The organism is Pedobacter hiemivivus (genome assembly GCF_004331685.1).
GTDB classification, from domain to species: domain Bacteria; phylum Bacteroidota; class Bacteroidia; order Sphingobacteriales; family Sphingobacteriaceae; genus Pedobacter; species Pedobacter hiemivivus.
In genome coordinates, this window is sequence record NZ_SJSM01000009.1 from 26,568 (window position 1) to 44,026 (window position 17,459).

General features: G+C 39.1%; 14 protein-coding genes. 7 read left to right on the plus strand and 7 right to left on the minus strand.

From position 1 onward, the window contains the following. Positions 1–67: 67 nt before the first annotated feature. Positions 68–1,696, plus strand: coding sequence for an L-glutamate gamma-semialdehyde dehydrogenase (pruA, locus tag EZ444_RS14900; RefSeq protein WP_131609968.1), 1,629 nt, complete (start codon positions 68–70; stop codon positions 1,694–1,696). Between the two features lie 117 nt (positions 1,697–1,813). On the opposite strand, the gene ltrA is transcribed toward pruA, so the two are convergent. From ltrA to EZ444_RS14925, 5 genes are all read right to left on the minus strand, one after another. Next, complete coding sequence (ltrA, locus tag EZ444_RS14905; RefSeq protein WP_131609969.1) at positions 1,814–3,079, minus strand: group II intron reverse transcriptase/maturase; 1,266 nt, start codon at positions 3,077–3,079, stop codon at positions 1,814–1,816. 667 nt (positions 3,080–3,746) lie between these two features. After that, positions 3,747–3,938, minus strand: coding sequence for a hypothetical protein (locus EZ444_RS14910; RefSeq protein ID WP_131609970.1), 192 nt, complete (start codon positions 3,936–3,938; stop codon positions 3,747–3,749). A gap of 157 nt (positions 3,939–4,095) precedes the next feature. Continuing rightward, entirely contained in the window at positions 4,096–4,767 is a 672-nt protein-coding gene (locus tag EZ444_RS14915) for a carbonic anhydrase (protein WP_131609971.1), read from the minus strand. Positions 4,768–4,773: 6 nt separating this feature from the next. Continuing rightward, positions 4,774–6,378, minus strand: coding sequence for a SulP family inorganic anion transporter (locus EZ444_RS14920; RefSeq protein ID WP_131609972.1), 1,605 nt, complete (start codon positions 6,376–6,378; stop codon positions 4,774–4,776). Positions 6,379–6,455: 77 nt separating this feature from the next. After that, complete coding sequence (locus EZ444_RS14925; RefSeq protein WP_131609973.1) at positions 6,456–6,794, minus strand: hypothetical protein; 339 nt, start codon at positions 6,792–6,794, stop codon at positions 6,456–6,458. A gap of 199 nt (positions 6,795–6,993) precedes the next feature. On the opposite strand from EZ444_RS14925, the gene EZ444_RS14930 reads away from it, so the two are divergent. From EZ444_RS14930 to EZ444_RS14955, 6 genes are all read left to right on the plus strand, one after another. Further along, positions 6,994–8,232: a porin family protein gene (locus EZ444_RS14930; protein WP_131609974.1), complete on the plus strand. Its 1,239-nt coding sequence runs from the start codon at positions 6,994–6,996 to the stop codon at positions 8,230–8,232. Between the two features lie 36 nt (positions 8,233–8,268). Then, positions 8,269–9,810, plus strand: a complete 1,542-nt coding sequence (locus EZ444_RS14935) for an acyl-CoA carboxylase subunit beta (RefSeq protein ID WP_205945276.1) — start codon at positions 8,269–8,271, stop codon at positions 9,808–9,810. Positions 9,811–9,828: 18 nt separating this feature from the next. After that, positions 9,829–10,245: a GNAT family N-acetyltransferase gene (locus EZ444_RS14940; protein ID WP_131609975.1), complete on the plus strand. Its 417-nt coding sequence runs from the start codon at positions 9,829–9,831 to the stop codon at positions 10,243–10,245. 53 nt (positions 10,246–10,298) lie between these two features. Beyond that, positions 10,299–11,414 (plus strand): M42 family metallopeptidase, encoded by a 1,116-nt coding sequence (locus tag EZ444_RS14945; protein ID WP_131609976.1) that lies wholly within the window; start codon positions 10,299–10,301, stop codon positions 11,412–11,414. A gap of 115 nt (positions 11,415–11,529) precedes the next feature. Further along, entirely contained in the window at positions 11,530–13,074 is a 1,545-nt protein-coding gene (locus EZ444_RS14950) for a helicase HerA-like domain-containing protein (protein ID WP_131609977.1), read from the plus strand. Between the two features lie 98 nt (positions 13,075–13,172). Next, positions 13,173–14,072 (plus strand): nucleotidyltransferase family protein, encoded by a 900-nt coding sequence (locus EZ444_RS14955; RefSeq protein ID WP_131609978.1) that lies wholly within the window; start codon positions 13,173–13,175, stop codon positions 14,070–14,072. Positions 14,073–14,145: 73 nt separating this feature from the next. Here EZ444_RS14955 and dnaK read toward each other — a convergent pair whose 3' ends face one another. Further along, positions 14,146–16,062 carry a molecular chaperone DnaK gene (gene dnaK / locus EZ444_RS14960; RefSeq protein WP_131609979.1) on the minus strand — a complete coding sequence of 639 codons (1,917 nt, stop codon included), beginning with the start codon at positions 16,060–16,062 and terminating at the stop codon, positions 14,146–14,148. A gap of 171 nt (positions 16,063–16,233) precedes the next feature. Further along, complete coding sequence (locus EZ444_RS14965) at positions 16,234–17,445, minus strand: class I SAM-dependent methyltransferase (RefSeq protein WP_131609980.1); 1,212 nt, start codon at positions 17,443–17,445, stop codon at positions 16,234–16,236. Positions 17,446–17,459: the final 14 nt, after the last annotated feature.

Sequence of the window (17,459 nt, forward strand, 5' to 3'; positions counted from 1 at the left end):
CAGAATGCAGCATTTTACCACTCTAATAAAAATAAAAACTACCTTTGTAAAAACAACTTATTATATCATGCTTAAAGGATTTTTTAACGTACCAACTCCTGTAAATGAGCCCATTTTGGGTTATGCCCCAGGAAGTAAAGAACGTGAACTTTTAATGGCAGCTATTGCCGATGCCCGTGCTAAACAGATTGAAATACCAATGCATATTGCTGGTAAGGAAGTCCATACTGACAATAAAGGCAAGGTTACTCCTCCTCACGATCACCAACATATTCTTGGACAATACAGCAAGGGCGAGAAAGCTCATGTAACACAAGCAATTGATGCTGCTCTGGCTGCTAAAGCTAACTGGGAAAACCTAGCTTGGGAACACCGTGCAGCGATCTTTTTAAAGGCAGCAGATCTAATTGCTGGTCCTTATCGTTATAAGTTAAATGCAGCGACTATGCTGGGGCAATCTAAAAATGCTTACCAGGCAGAAATTGATGCAGCTTGTGAGCTGATTGACTTCTTACGTTTCAACGTAAGTTACATGTCCGATATTTATAAACAACAACCTCCTGTATCTCCTAAAGGATCATGGAACAGAGTTGAGCAACGCCCACTAGAAGGTTTTGTATTCGCCCTAACTCCATTTAACTTTACAGCTATTGCAGGTAACTTGCCTACTTCGGCTGCCATGATGGGTAACGTAGTGGTTTGGAAACCAGCAAACACGCAGATCTATGCAGCCAATGTATTGATGCAGATCTTTAAAGAAGCAGGTTTACCCGATGGTGTAATTAACCTTGTTTACGTATCAGGTCCTGATGCAGGTGATGTGATTTTTAGTCACCCTGATTTTGCAGGTATACACTTTACAGGTTCTACTGGTGTTTTTCAAAACATATGGAAAACTATTGGTAATAACATTCATAAGTTTAAAACCTACCCACGTATCGTTGGTGAAACTGGTGGTAAAGACTTTATTTTAGTACATGGTTCTGCTGAGGCTGAAGCTTCAAGTACTGCAATTATCCGTGGTGCATTTGAATACCAGGGACAAAAATGCTCGGCAGCTTCACGTGTTTACGTAGCTAAGAGTGTATGGCCTAAAGTAAAAGAATATATGTTGCGCGACCTAGCTACCTTTAAAATGGGTGGTACTGAAGATTTCAACAACTTCATGAACGCAGTTATTGATGAGAACTCTTTTGATAAGCTGACTAAATATATTGATGAGGCTAAAAAAGATAAAGGCGTAGAAATTATGGCCGGTGGTGGTTACGACAAATCTAAAGGTTACTTTATTGAGCCTACAGTTTTAGTTGTTGACGATCCAAAATATACAACAATGTGCGAAGAGTTGTTTGGCCCTGTTTTGACGGTTTACGTTTACGAGGACAAAGATTTTGATCAGGTATTAGAAATTATCGACACAACCTCTATCTACGCATTAACAGGTGCTGTAATTGCTCAGGATCGTTATGCTATTGAAAAAGCATCACACGCTTTGAGAAATGCAGCAGGAAACTTCTACATCAATGATAAGTGTACTGGTGCGGTAGTTGGACAGCAGCCATTTGGTGGCGCCAGAGGTTCTGGTACTAACGATAAAGCTGGTTCAATGATCAACCTTTTACGTTGGGTATCTCCACGTGCGATCAAAGAAACTTTTGATATGCCAAAGGATTATCGTTATCCATTCTTAGGGTAAAAAATAACCGTTCTCCTCAGAGAAGGTGATTTTTGGTCATCGAGTAGGAAGGTAATCATTATTTGATTACCTGTCCCCTCACACCACCGTACGTGCCGTTCGGCATACGGCGGTTCATTAAACATAAACAGCTTTAGGGGCTACTATTTCTTTAAGACTTAGTAGCCCTTGTTTCTTTAAAAATGCGTTGTTAAGCGTCCTGGTCAGGATCGGACTATGCACCGTTCTCCAATAGCCTTTACGAGTATTTCCCCATTGATAGGCTTGATAGGGTTTTACCCCTAGTTTCTCAAGCTGCTTAACACGAGTTTTTACCTGTTTCCATTGAACCCAGTAGCATAGTCGAACCCGACTACGAACCCATTCATCCAACTCTCCGAATACCGTTTTAGCATCACTCAACTTAAAGTAATTTCCCCAACCTTGGTTCAATTGTCTGATTTGCATCATCCGATCTTCCATCGTAGAGGGTTTCCTTCGACAGGTGATGCCACGGATCTTATCCTTGTAGATGACAATGCTTTTCCGGTGTACGGTAATACCCTTGGAGCCCTTCTTATGATAGAAAGTAAACCCTAGTAATCGGGTTCGCCATGGCCGGGTCACCACACTCTTCTCTACATTGACTTTGAGTTTTAGTTCCTTTTCAATGTAGGCGCTGATACTTTCCATCACCCGATCTCTTGCCCGCTTACTCTTCACGTAGATGCTACAATCATCCGCATACCGCACAAAACGATGCCCACGCCTTTCTAGTTCCTTATCCAGTTTATCCAGAATAATATTAGAAAGTAATGGGCTTAGTGGACCTCCTTGTGGAACGCCTTGTTTACAACACACCATCTTCCCATCGTCATCAATATCAGCCCGAAGTATACTATGAATGAGTTTTAACACTCGCTTATCAGCGATGTTCTTACTTAGTTCATTCATCAGGTAGTCATGGTTTACCCGGTCAAAGAATTGTTCCAGATCAAGGTCTACAACATGGCTATAGCCTGCGTTGATGTACTCCTTTGCCTTTTCCAAGGCCTGATGGGCATTCTTCTCGGCGCGAAAGCCATAGCTATTTTCCGAAAAATCAGGATCATACAGTTTAACCAGTACCTGCGAGATAGCTTGTTGAATCAGCCTATCCATGTATGTAGGGATACCTAATAAACGGACCCCTCCATTAGACTTAGGAATCTTAACCCGCTTGACTGCTTTAGGCCCATATTTACCTTCCTCCAGTTGGCTTTTGATCAATGACCATTCAGCTTTAACCTGCTCGGAAAAGTCTGAAAAACCAATATGATCAACTCCGGCAGCCCCTTTGTTTCCCACAACCCGGTCATAGGCCGGATGCAGGTTGCTTTTACTAATGATTTCTTCGAGTAACATGTCGAATTGCTTTTTTTTTCCCCTCTGTTTCCTTGTTTCCTGCTTTCTTTCAAGACATCGCTCAGCGCTCCCTGCTACTTTTCTGCTTCCAGCATATTCCTTACAGGCCCAGCTCTCCATTCGGAGTTTTCTGCTTTCTTTACGACAATCCCATTTCCGGTAGTACTACTCGGACGTTTAATGTTCAGCCCTTCCTTCTAAAAAAAAGTACTATGGCCTCTGCTGACTTCTGCGGGGCCAGTTGTGTATTGCTACAGAACCTTGTTCCTTCGGGAGGCGCATCCCCCTCCGGCAACTGCCCGGCAGATCTCCCCGGGTAAGAGCGCAAACTTTCTCTCCATATACCTGTCGAATATACAGCAGGATGTTTCGGATAGTTTAGGGCTTTGTTTTGTTGTGCAAACTCACCCACATCCAACTGCCTGATTCGCTTCCTGTTCGTCAGGCCGGAGATTTACCGCCGGCTTCCTTCAGATTCCTCCTCACGGAGGACACCCTTGCCTTAGGTTAACGCTTCCCACTATCAAGGCGCGTTCGGGACTTCCACCCTAGAGCTTGCGCCCGTGCCGGGCGCACACAAAAACAAAAACTCCCGGTGATGAACCGGGAGTTTTTTGTATGTCTAAACTAAAATTGTTAGTTATCAAATCTTATGGACTGGCAACAGCTACATTTGACCGCTTAATTGCAAATAATATACTACGGTTAGTACAATTCCCAAAAATACACCTATAACAGAGGCTGCATTTACTTTAGCTCCCTTTAGCCAGTCGATAATAATAAACAATATACCTAAAGGAGGTACCAACCCTATCAATGAATAGGCGGTCATCACATTTTTATAATTTTCCTTTTTCATCTTTATCAATTTATCATTGGGTTCAAAACTAATCTCTCATATGCTAATCTAAGATAGTAATTTCAGTACAATAACTTTGTCCAAAACGAATAATAAAAAAAGGCTCCCGCATTGAATATGCAAGGAACCTTTATTTATTTAAGGTTAGAATTACGCTCTATTTTTGAGCTTGCATTTTAAATACCGGAGAAATATCTTCAGGCCCAGATGCACTTACCTGCAGATCTTTAATCAATCCTGTTTCCAGACTATACACCCAAGCATGAACAGCCAATTCCTGACCTGATGCCCAAGCATTTTGCACAATAGATGTACTCATAACATTCGCTGCACCTTCTATTGCATTGAGTTCAACCAAACGATTCGATCTCTTTACAGGATCTTTAATTGTTTGCATCTCACGATCATGCATCCGGATAACGTCTTTGATATTTCTTAACCAATTGTCGATCAAACCAACCTGTTTATCACCCAAAGCAGCATTTACACCACCGCAACCATAATGGCCGCACACAATGATATGTTTTACTTTTAATACATTAACTGAATAATCCAACACACTCAGTAAATTCATATCCGTATGTGTAACTACATTTGCAATGTTACGATGTACAAAGATATCACCGGGCATTGTATTCGTAATTTGATTTGCCGGCACACGACTGTCAGAACATCCAATCCAAAGAACCGGAGGAGCCTGACCAGCAGAAAGTCTGGCGAAAAATGTTGGATCTTCTTTAAGCGTTTCCGCTACCCAATCCTTATTTCCCTGTAATAGACCTTCGTATGTTATTTTGTCTGTATCTTGTTTTTCTAATTTAGCACACATAATATTTTAATTATTAATTTCTTCAATGACTTTATTATTCAATTTTGGTACGGTATACTGCTCCTTTACGTTTTCAAGCATGACAATGACACCCTTTGTATAAGCGTTGTGCTTATAATTAAAAATGGTCTCCAACACATCCGGATCAATATACCGGGAGTTGGTTCCATCAATAATCACATTTGTTTCTTTTGGAATGTTATTTAAAACGACCTGAATAGCAGCTTTGTTTAAGAAAGATACTTCTTCTGCCAGTTTAATTCTGATGTTCTTTTTATTTCCTTCTTCCTGAATTTTGTAGAAGTATGGATTACGCATATTGGTACGTAGCAAGTAAAATACAGAGAATAGCATACCTATGGCTACGCCTTTTAAAAGGTCAGTAAGCAGTACGGCTACGATCGTGATCACAAATGGAACGAACTGGTCCCAACCTTTGTGGAACATGTGCTTAAATAATGCCACTCGTGTAAGTTTATAACCTGTTACCAATAGTATAGCAGCTAAACATGCCAAAGGTATCATATTTATCAAACCTGGAATAAAAAGTAACGATAAAAGCAACCATAATCCATGAAAAATTGCTGACATCTTGGTTCGTCCACCTGCATTTACATTTGCCGAACTACGTACAATAACTGATGTTAAAGGTAAACCACCCAACAAACCACTAGCCATATTACCCGCACCTTGAGCCATTAACTCTCTATTGGTTGGCGACACTCTTTTAATAGGATCAATTTTGTCAACAGCCTCAATACTTAACAAAGTTTCTAAACTCGCTACTACAGCAATGGTGGCAGCTACTACCCAAACTTTTCCATTCATAATTTGCGAAAAATCCGGTGCTATAAACAAATTTTTAAACTCCGACCAGCCACTTACTACTGGTATTTCTACCATTTGTTTTGCCTCTAGGGCATATCCTGTACCTTGAAAAACCAAGCTTAAGCCAACACCTAAAATTACAACTACCAATGGAGCAGGAATTGCACTAAGTTTTTTAAACTTAGGCCAGTAAATAAGCACTAAGATAGACAATCCACTAATCACTACGGCCGCCAAGGTAAAATGATTTAAGGCATTTCCTACAGCGGAAAAGGTATTCTCATTATCGCCTTGGAAAAAACTTTCATCTCCAAAAAAATTTGAATCAACTCCTAACGCATGAGGTAATTGTTTAAGAATCAAGGTTAGTCCAATTGCAGCTAACATCCCTTCAATTACGCTTGACGGAAAATAGTTGCCTATAGTACCACCTTTTAATAAACCAAGCACAAGTTGCATTGCACCGGCAAGAACCACAGCAAGTAAAAAGGTTTGATAACCTCCTAACGTACCTATAGCACCCAAAACAATAGCGGTTAATCCCGCCGCCGGACCACTTACACTTAACTGCGAGCCACTAAGACTCGCCACAATTATTCCCCCAACTATACCTGTAATAAGACCCGCAAATAACGGAGCACCTGAGGCTAGTGCTATTCCTAAACATAAAGGCAATGCTACCAGAAATACTACGATACTGGATGGCAAATCACGCTTTAAATTCTTTTTTAATATATACTTCTTCACTTCCAATCTTGAAAAGACTGAGTTTCCACTTTGCATAAAAATAATTCTAATGTTGTAACTAATTTTTTAAAAAATGCATAGCTATCCCTACGAGGGAGTTCTGCAGCAAAAAATCAGCACCTGTTAGGAGGCGGCGTTGGTACCGAAGGGTGGAATGGATCGACGTATCGTTTAAAATGATTAATAAAACTGTTGTTTATACCATAATGACTAAGTACAGCCGAAAAGCTATAGTCGTAGTGCATATCGATTTTAAAATCACAAAGTTTTACTTTTGATTTGCCGCTTTCGCCATCTGCGCTATGCTCTACTTCTATTTGCATTATCACAGCGTTCATAATCTCTTTGTCAATATGATTAAAAAACACAGGCGCACCAGATATCATCATCTTCGCTGAGAAGATGCCAAGAAAGGCGATAATAATAAATAAACGATATTTCCTTAGGAACATTTATCTCTGGTTTTAGTATTAGCTATCTTCAAAAATAACTCCAAAATAGGTTAACTAGCAAATCAAGATGTAATAAAAATGTAATTTAGTTGTGATAAAACAATAGTTTACTTGTATAAAATTGAAAATCTACTCATCAATTTATAGAAAAATGAAGCATTAAGCGTAATTTAGGCCACTTATATACCTTCATCTGTTTATGAAACAATTATTATTCAGTTTATTGCTTTTATGCCCGTTTTTTGCATTTTCACAGAGCAATAACTCCCCTTCTAGCTACGATCCACACGAAATTGCCATTACAGGTTACCTTCAAACGCAATATCAACGTGCACAATCACCAGGGATATCATCGTTTTCTGGTGGAAATTTTGAAAAAAACTCACAGGATCGTTTCATGATCCGTAGAGGTAGACTAAAAATTGACCGTTCTGACAAATATTCAAGTATTGTTTTTCAAATTGATGCCACACAAAATGGTGTTGCATTAATGGATGCTTTTATACAACTGCATAGACCTGATTCAAAAAACTTATTGTTTACTGCTGGATTGTTCAACCGCCCTTTTGGATACTCTATTGTATATTCATCAGGATATCGCGATTTTCCGGAAAGAGCTAGAGTATTCCAAACCTTAATGCCCCGCGAAAGAGATATTGGTGCTATGGTTACCTTTAGACCAGACCATAAAATGTTCCATTTCTTAACTGCCGAATTGGCCGTAATTAACGGAAGTGGATACTCAGCAAGAGATTATGACACTAAAAAAGATATTGTTGGGAACCTCGGCTTTAGGTTTGACAGTCTCGCCAACAAAAAACTACATATAGGTTTTGGCGGTTCCTTTTATAAAGGCTCGGTACGTAATGATAAGGAAACCTATTATACAAGTACAAGCAATGGCTTTGTTAAAAACACAAGCCCAAATAATGTAGGATCGAATGCAAAACGTAATTATTATGGTGGAAACTTGCAAATACAGTATGACAATACTTTCGGAGCTACATCATTTAAAGCAGAATATGTTGCGGGTACACAACCTGGTGTAGCCAGCACATCGAGCACTACAGGTGCGATTGCCAGCCAGAGTTTTGCGGCACAACCAGCTACCGATCTATATCTGCGCCCATTTTCAGGATATTACCTGTGGCTTTCTCAACGGATAGCAAAAAGTAGGTTCACTGCATTATTAGCTTATGATGTTTACGATCCTAATACTGATGTTAAGGAAAGTGAGATTGGTGCGCCCAACAGCTTCACTACCGCTGGAGATATTAAATTTAGTACTTTAGGCTATGGCATGACTTGTCAGGTTGGTCCAAGAATAAAATTAACGGCTTATAACGAGCATGTTGTAAACGACACTACTGAATTACCTGAATATGTAAATGATCTTAAGGATGATGTATTTACGATGAGGTTGCAATATCGTTGGTAATAGATATATTTATAATATTTGATAAAATCATTTTTAATGAAGGATAAGATAGAGTTACTAGAAGATAAAATTCAACAAGCTCTGGCTGGTGGTGGTACAGCCCGAATTGAAAGTCAACATAAAAAAGGCAAACTTACTGCAAGGGAAAGAATCCATTTTTTAATGGACGAAAACTCTTTTGAAGAAATCGGAATGATGGTTACGCATCGCAGTACCGATTTTGGGATGGAACGCGAAAAATATTTAGGTGATGGTGTAGTAACCGGATATGGCAATATTAATGGCCGCTTGGTATACGTATTCTCTCAGGATTTCACTGTCTTTGGTGGCTCATTATCAGAAACTCATGCCGAAAAGATTTGCAAAATCATGGATATGGCCATGAAGAACGGTGCTCCTGTTATTGGTTTGAATGATAGCGGTGGTGCCCGCATACAAGAAGGCGTGGTTTCCTTGGGCGGTTATGCTGATATTTTTTACAGAAATGTTCAGGCATCAGGGGTTATCCCTCAATTATCGGCTATCATGGGCCCTTGTGCTGGCGGAGCGGTATACTCTCCTGCCATTACAGATTTCATATTAATGGTGGAAAACACTTCTTATATGTTTGTTACTGGCCCTAATGTGGTTAAAACAGTAACACACGAGGAAGTGAGTTCGGAAGAACTTGGTGGTGCTTCTACACATGCTACCAAATCGGGTGTAACTCATTTTGCCTGTAGCAATGAGCTTGATGCGATCAATCATGTAAAAAAATTGCTGAGCTATATGCCGCAAAATTGTGAGGAAGTACCAGCTCAATTGCCTTACGAAATGGCCAATGAGAATAGGCCGGCATTAAATGACATTATGCCTCAAAATGCAAATCAACCATATGATGTGCGGAGTATTATTGAGGCGACTACAGATAGCGAGAGCTTTTTAGAGGTGCATAAGGATTATGCGGAGAATATTGTTGTCGGCTTTGCCCGTCTTGCAGGCAGAAGCATTGGTATTGTAGCCAATCAGCCAGCTTACCTTGCTGGGGTTTTAGACAACCATGCCTCAACTAAAGCAGCAAGGTTTGTCCGTTTTTGCGATTGTTTCAACATCCCCCTACTCGTTTTTGAAGATGTTCCAGGATTTTTACCAGGAACAGATCAGGAATGGAATGGGATCATTACTAATGGGGCTAAATTACTTTATGCCTTTAGTGAAGCTACGGTGCCACGCATTACAGTGATCACCAGAAAAGCTTACGGCGGCGCCTACGACGTAATGAACTCCAAACATATTGGTGCCGATTTAAATTATGCATGGCCTACAGCAGAAATTGCTGTTATGGGGGCTAAAGGTGCGGCCGAAATCATCTTCAAAAAAGAAATTACGACTGCAGAAAAACCAGAAGAAAAATGGCTAGAGAAGGAAAAGCTTTATTCTGAAACTTTTGCTAACCCTTATCGTGCTGCTGAGCGCGGTTTTGTAGATGAGGTGATAGAACCTTCGCAAACCAGAAATAAGCTCATTAAAGCCTTTAAAATGCTGGAAAACAAAGTTGTAAATACGCCCCGCAAAAAACACGGAAATATACCTCTATAAAATTTAAAGCCTAACCATTTGGAAACTCAAATTGAGCAGATCAGATTTGATTTAACCTGGCCCATCAGGCATGAGGCGATGTATCCTGATTTACCTTTTGATGCAATTAAACTAGCGGATGATCCTAATGGTTTACATTTCGGACTATATGCAAACCATCAACTCATTGCCGTCGTTTCCCTATTTAACGTAGGGAATATTTACCAATTCAGAAAATTTGCGACTAAAACTACCGAACAAGGTAAAGGCTATGGGACGATATTGCTAAATCATGTCATCAATTATGTAAATGAAATGGGCGGACAAAAACTATGGTTTAATGCCCGTGTTTCTGCCACAGGGTTTTACAACAAGTTTGGTATGATACAGACTGATCAACCCTATATCAGTAACGGCATTGAATTTGTCACCATGGAGTTACAACTGAACAATTAACCGGCGACTTATCCCCGGTTTTATATATTTGCTTACAATAAAAAAACAGAATAATGGCTAAAAAGAAAGACGACAAGCAGAATCATGTTACTGTGGTTAATAAAAAATCACTGCAGTTTTTTGAAAAATATATCAACAACCCTTCTCCCACCGGCTTTGAATATCCAGGTCAGAAATTATGGCTTGACTATCTAAAACCATATATCGATGAAAGTTTTATTGACAATTATGGCACCGCTGTAGGTGTAATTAATCCTAAAGCCGAATTTAGAGTAGTAATTGAAGCACATGCGGATGAAATCTCTTGGTTTGTGAATTACATCACCGAGGATGGATTAATCTATGTAATCCGTAATGGAGGCTCAGATCATCAGATTGCGCCTTCTAAAAGGGTTAATATCCATACTGACAAAGGTATGGTAAAGGCTGTATTTGGATGGCCAGCGATACACACCCGTCATGGTGGTGAAAAAGAAGAAGCGCCTGCCCTTAAAAATATATTCCTGGATTGCGGATGTACTTCCAAAGATGAAGTGGAAAAACTAGGCGTTCATGTAGGCTGTGTAATTACCTACGAAGATGAATTTATGGTTTTAAACGACCGCTATTATGTTGGCAGAGCGTTGGATAACAGAGCGGGTGGTTTTATGATTGCCGAAGTGGCGCGTTTACTTCAGGAGAATAAAAAGAAACTTCCATTCGGATTGTATATTGTAAACTCGGTACAGGAAGAAATTGGTTTACGTGGTGCCGAAATGATTGCGCACAGAATTAAACCTCATGTTGCAATTATTACCGACGTAACGCATGATACGACCACACCAATGATCAATAAAAAAACTCAGGGTGATTTGGCTTGCGGTAAAGGGCCTGTAGTTTCTTATGCCCCAGCAGTACAAACCAACCTAAATAAATTGTTGATTGAAACTGCTGAAAAGAATAATATTCCTTTCCAACGCCAGGCATCTTCACGCTCAACAGGTACCGACACTGATGCTTTTGCATATTCTAATGGAGGTGTTCCATCTGCACTGATTTCATTACCACTACGTTATATGCATACCACAGTCGAGATGATCCACAAGGAAGATGTAGACAATGTAATCAGCTTGATCTATCATGCTTTATTAAACATCGAAAAAGATCACGATTTCAGATACGGTAAATAATATTAGCTAATAAAAAAAGGAGGGGTGTTTGATTTTTTTCAGACACCCCCCTTTCTTTTTTTAATCCCATGGGTTTTGTTACTTTTATAATATCATCGTTAAAAATCAATTACTTATGAGCGATCAATCAGCAAAATTCACAGAAAAAATTAAAGCTTCGTATAAACCATCCGGTTCATATATTTATTTAGGTGCTGGTATATTAAATGGTGAGGTACTGTCTGACGCTGAAGTAAACTTATCCTTACATATGATGAACAGGCACGGATTGGTTGCCGGAGCGACTGGTACAGGAAAAACCAGAACACTACAACTGCTTGCCGAACAACTATCGGATGCCGGAGTGCCTGTTTTTATGTTAGATGTAAAAGGTGATTTATCCGGATTAAACCAACCTGGAGTTAGTAACCCTAAAATTGAGGAAAGGTCTCAACAGCTTAATAAACCATTTAATCCATCGGGCTTTCCCCTGGAACTTTATTCATTATCAGGTAAGCTTGGTGCACAAATGCGAGCAACCGTTTTGGAGTTTGGCCCCACCCTGTTAGCCAAAATCCTTGATTTAAATGACACCCAATCCGGCGTATTAGCAGTTATATTCAAATATGCGGATGACAATAAAATGCCCATTATAGACCTGAATGATCTTAAAAAATTAGTTAACTACCTGGCCGAAGATGAAGGCGCTGAAGAGATTAAAAGCACTTATGGCAAAATATCAACTGCTACCTCAGGTACCATTTTAAGAAAAATAGTAACCATAGAGCAACAAGGACTAAGCGCTATGTTTGGGGAACGTTCTTTTGATATTGAAGATCTTTTTGAAAAAGTAGATGGTAAAGGAACAATTAGCTTGCTGAATATTTCTGATGTTCAGACCCAACCAGTTTTATACTCTACATACCTGTTAAGCTTACTGGCCGAAATATTTTACAGTATGCCGGAGGCTGGCGACTTGGACAAACCTAAACTGGTTTTCTTTTTTGATGAAGCCCATTTACTATTCAACAACTCCTCTAAAGCCTTTTTAGAACAAATCGAAACCATCATCAGGCTAATCAGATCTAAGGGCATAGGCGTCTTCTTTTGCACTCAGGCGCCTACAGATGTACCCGAAAGCGTATTGTCACAATTAGGAAATCGTATACAGCATGCTTTAAGGGTATTCACGCCCAATGATGCCGATGCTTTAAAGAAGACAGTCAATACTTATCCCCGATCGGATTTTTACAAGATTGATGAAATATTAACATCACTGGGAACGGGCCAGGCATTAATTACCGTATTAAACGAGAAAGGTATACCAACGGAGGTAGCAGCAACCATGCTTACTCCCCCCAGAGCCATTATGGCTCCACTAGCACTTGCAGACTATAATTCTTTGGTTCAAGCCAGTCCTATGACTACAAAATACGCACAGGCTATCGATCCTGAAAGCGCATATGAAATACTAACCAAACGTGTTAATGATAAATTAGGAGACCAAGGGGAGGTGGAGCAAACACCAGCTCCTGCAAAAGGAGAAAAAAGTATCATTGAGCAAGTCATGGGCGCGACAATAACCAGGCAGATAGGCAAAGAAATTGTCCGGGGAATATTTGGTATGCTTACCGGTAAAAAACCGCGCAGCAGCGGAGGTAAGGGGATATTTGGATTTTAACTTAAAAAACTATTCTTAGATGAATCAAAAAATGTATTTTAGCCCTTTAAAATTTTAACGTTTACATTGATTATTAACCAATTCATTATTTTAATTGAATGAAACCTACCCTACTAATATTAGCCGCCGGTATGGCGAGCCGTTATGGCAGCATGAAACAAATTGATGGCTTCGGTCCAAACGACGAAACTATTATCGACTATTCAATACACGATGCAATAAAGGCAGGTTTTGGCAAAGTAGTCTTTATCATCAAGGAAGAATTTGTAGATAACTTTAAAGCTATTTTTGAGCCAAAGCTGAGTGGTAAAATTGAGACAGATTATGTATTCCAAAACTTTGATTTAAAACAGTTTGGAATCGAAGAAGAAATCTATCGTGAAAAACCATGGGGAACGGCTCATGCCATTCTTTCGGCTAGAAATGCCATTAAAGAACCATTTTGTGTAATCAATGCCGATGATTATTATGGCTTTGATGCTTTCAGTAAAATGGTAGACTTTCTAAATAATGAAGCAACGGATAGTAATTACTCTATCGTTGGCTACCAGATTGGAAAAACCCTATCTGATTTTGGATCAGTTTCTCGCGGAGTTTGCAAAACTAGTGACGCAGGTTACCTGGAAGAAATTACAGAGCGTACACAAGTTTATAAAAAAGGAGATGCTATCGTTTATGAAGAAAATGGTGTAGAGTATCCTTTAGAGTATAATACGCCTGTTTCAATGAACTTCTGGGGATTTACACCAGCAGTATTTAAACTAACTGAAGACTTGTTTAAAGTATTTGCTTTAGCGAACAAAGATAAGCCTAAAGCGGAGTTCTTTATTCCTTTAATTGGCGAGAACCTAGTTAAAAGCAATGCAGCAAGCTTTAAAGTTATCCCTACGGATAGCCAGTGGTTTGGTGTAACTTATAAAGAGGATAAACCATTTGTACAAAACTGTATAGATGAGCTAGTTAAAAATGGCACCTATCCTGAAAACCTTTGGAATTAATCTACATCAATTATAAAAAGGAAAGGCCCTTGATCAATGATCAAGGGCCTTTCCTTTTTATAGAAATCAACGATTACTTTTTGTCGTCTTTAACTTCTTCGAAGTCAACATCAGTAACGTTATCGCCGTTATCAGCAGCATGTCCGCTAGCCTGACCTTCTGCACCAGCTTCTGGCTGTGCACCGTCCTGACCACCTTTATACATCTCTTCTGAAGCAGCATTCCATGCATTTTGCAATTCTTCCTGAGCTGCATCAATATCAGCAAAGTTTCTTGCTGCATGAGCATCTTTAAGTTTTTTCAAACCTTCTTCAATAGGTGCTTTTTTATCAGCAGAAAGTTTGTCGCCAAACTCTTTTAATTGTTTCTCAGTTGTGAAAATTAAAGCATCAGCACCATTGATTTTCTCAGCTTCTTCTTTAGCAGATTTATCAGCATCAGCATTTTGCTCTGCTTCTTCTTTCATCCTTTTGATCTCTTCATCCGTTAAACCTGAAGAAGCTTCGATACGGATTTTTTGCTCTTTCCCAGTAGCTTTATCTTTAGCACTTACGTGTAAGATACCATTCGCATCAATATCAAATGCTACTTCTACCTGAGGAACTCCACGTGGAGCTGGTGGAATACCATCTAAAATGAAACGACCAATTGTACGGTTATGAGCAGCCATTGGACGCTCTCCCTGTAAAATATGGATCTCTACAGAAGGCTGGTTATCAGCAGCAGTAGAGAAAGTTTCTGCTTTTTTAGAAGGAATAGTAGTGTTAGCTTCAATTAACTTAGTCATTACACCACCCATAGTTTCAATGCCTAAAGAAAGTGGAGTAACATCTAATAACAATACATCCTTAACTTCTCCAGTTAATACACCACCTTGAATTGCAGCACCAATAGCTACAACCTCATCAGGGTTTACACCTTTAGATGGTTCTTTACCAAAGAAAGCTTTTACTGCTTCCTGGATAGCAGGAATACGTGTTGAACCACCAACTAAAATGATCTCATCAATATCACTTGTTTTTAAACCAGCATTTTTCAAAGCAGATTTACAAGGATCAATTGTACGTTTGATTAAATCACTAGCCAATTGCTCAAATTTAGCACGGCTTAATGATCTAACAAGGTGTTTAGGTCCTGTTGCATCGGCAGTGATATAAGGAAGATTGATTTCAGTTGAAGTCGTGCTTGAAAGCTCAATTTTAGCTTTTTCAGCAGCTTCTTTTAAACGTTGTAATGCCATTGGATCTTGGTGAAGATCCATACCATTTTCGTTTTTAAACTCATCAGCTAACCAATCGATAATGATATGATCAAAGTCATCACCACCTAAGTGAGTATCACCATCAGTAGATTTTACTTCAAATACACCATCACCTAATTCAAGTACAGAAACGTCATGAGTACCACCACCGCAGTCAAACACAACGATTTTCATGTCCTTATGAGCTTTATCTAAACCGTAAGCTAAAGCAGCTGCAGTTGGCTCATTGATGATACGTTTTACAGTTAAACCTGCAATTTCACCAGCTTCTTTTGTAGCTTGACGCTGAGCATCATTAAAGTAAGCAGGAACCGTAATAACGGCTTCAGTTACCTCATGACCCAAGAAATCCTCTGCAGTCTTTTTCATTTTCTGCAAAATCATTGCAGAAAGCTCCTGAGGAGTATATTTACGGTCGTCAATTTCTACACGTGGTGTATTGTTGTCGCCCTTTACTACTTTATATGGCACGCGCGCTGCTTCTTTACTAACCTCAGCAAAGCTGCTACCCATAAAGCGCTTAATTGAATAAATTGTTTTTGTTGGGTTAGTTATCGCCTGGCGTTTAGCCGGCTCACCAACTTTACGCTCACCATTCTCTGCAAATGCAACAATGGATGGCGTAGTACGTTTACCCTCACTGTTGGCTATAACTACAGGTTCGTTACCTTCCATTACGGCTACGCAAGAGTTTGTTGTTCCTAAGTCTATACCAATAATTTTTGACATGTTATTTATCTCTCTTTATGTTATGAAATCTTTTATTATTTATATCTGTTTAACAAGCAATGTGCCAATTGAGTTTTGGCAGAAAATCATTCGTACAATGAATAATTAACGAATTTTATGTCCGAAAGCGATTACAAAAATGTGACAGTATGACAGAAATGCACATAAACGCTAGTTCTCTAGTGCAAATAATCTTTCCAAATGATGGTATCCAATTCCAAAATAAGCCTTAGTTTCTTTTATCTTTTCAAGAATCTCTGCTTTCCTAGACTCCGACACACCATCAGCTACCTTAGTGCCCTTAGATTTAATGCCAACTACCAGTACATTCTTAGGTGTATGCGCATCCGAAATAAATTCAAATACTTTTGTTTTATAACCAAAATATTCAAGTACCAATGCCCTTAATCCATCAGTTACCATTTCAGCTTGTCGCTCCATGAAAATCCCATACTTAGTTAAAAAAGAAACACCATTTTTAACTTTACTCTTTTCCATTTCCCTTCTAATCTGTTTATGGCAACAGGGCGCCACTACAATTAGTTCGGCATTTGCCTTTATCCCCTTAAAAATAGCATCATCAGTTGCCGTATCGCAAGCATGCAGTGCAATCAACAGATCTATTTCATCTACGGCATATGCTTCAATTGTTCCCTGAACAAAATCAAGCTGTTTAAATTCAGAACTAGCTGCAATACCATTACATAAATTCACAAGATCTTCTCTAAATTCTACTCCTGTAACCTGAGTACTTAGTTTTAAGACATTATGCAAGTAATCATACAAAGCAAACGTAAGATACCCTTTACCGGATCCCATATCTACCACCTTGTTAATCTTACCAGCAGGTAGATCTTTAATCAGTGTACTTAGTATCTCAATATACTGGTTGATTTGACGATACTTGTCTTGCGCATTTTTAAATACATTGCCTTCATGATCTGTGATCTTCAATTCTTGTAAATAAGCCTTTCCAACTGGCTTAATCAATCTCTTCTTTTCCTTATTATGGGCAAGCGTAGGTTGCACAGCTGTACTCACCAATTTCTCTCTTAAAGAGATTTGTTGCTTCTTCCCATGCTCCAATATAACTTCCTTTTCCGTAGTAAACAGTGTGCATACTTTAAAGTCATTACTTACAAAATGAGAGATGAGCGTAATCCCCTCAGCAATTGGAAAGTTCTTAAAGATGTCTCTCGTTTTATAACGATAATTAAACGAAAGCATATCTGCTCTCTTAATCTTCACCTTACGCACATAAATATTTTTTAGTTCCTTTTCATTCCCCTGGTAATTACCAAGTGAAGCTTTTAAAAATACATTGGAAGAAATACTATCTGCTAACTGAGACTGAAATTGTTGTAAATGGAGTTGATTGGACATGAATTTGAATTACT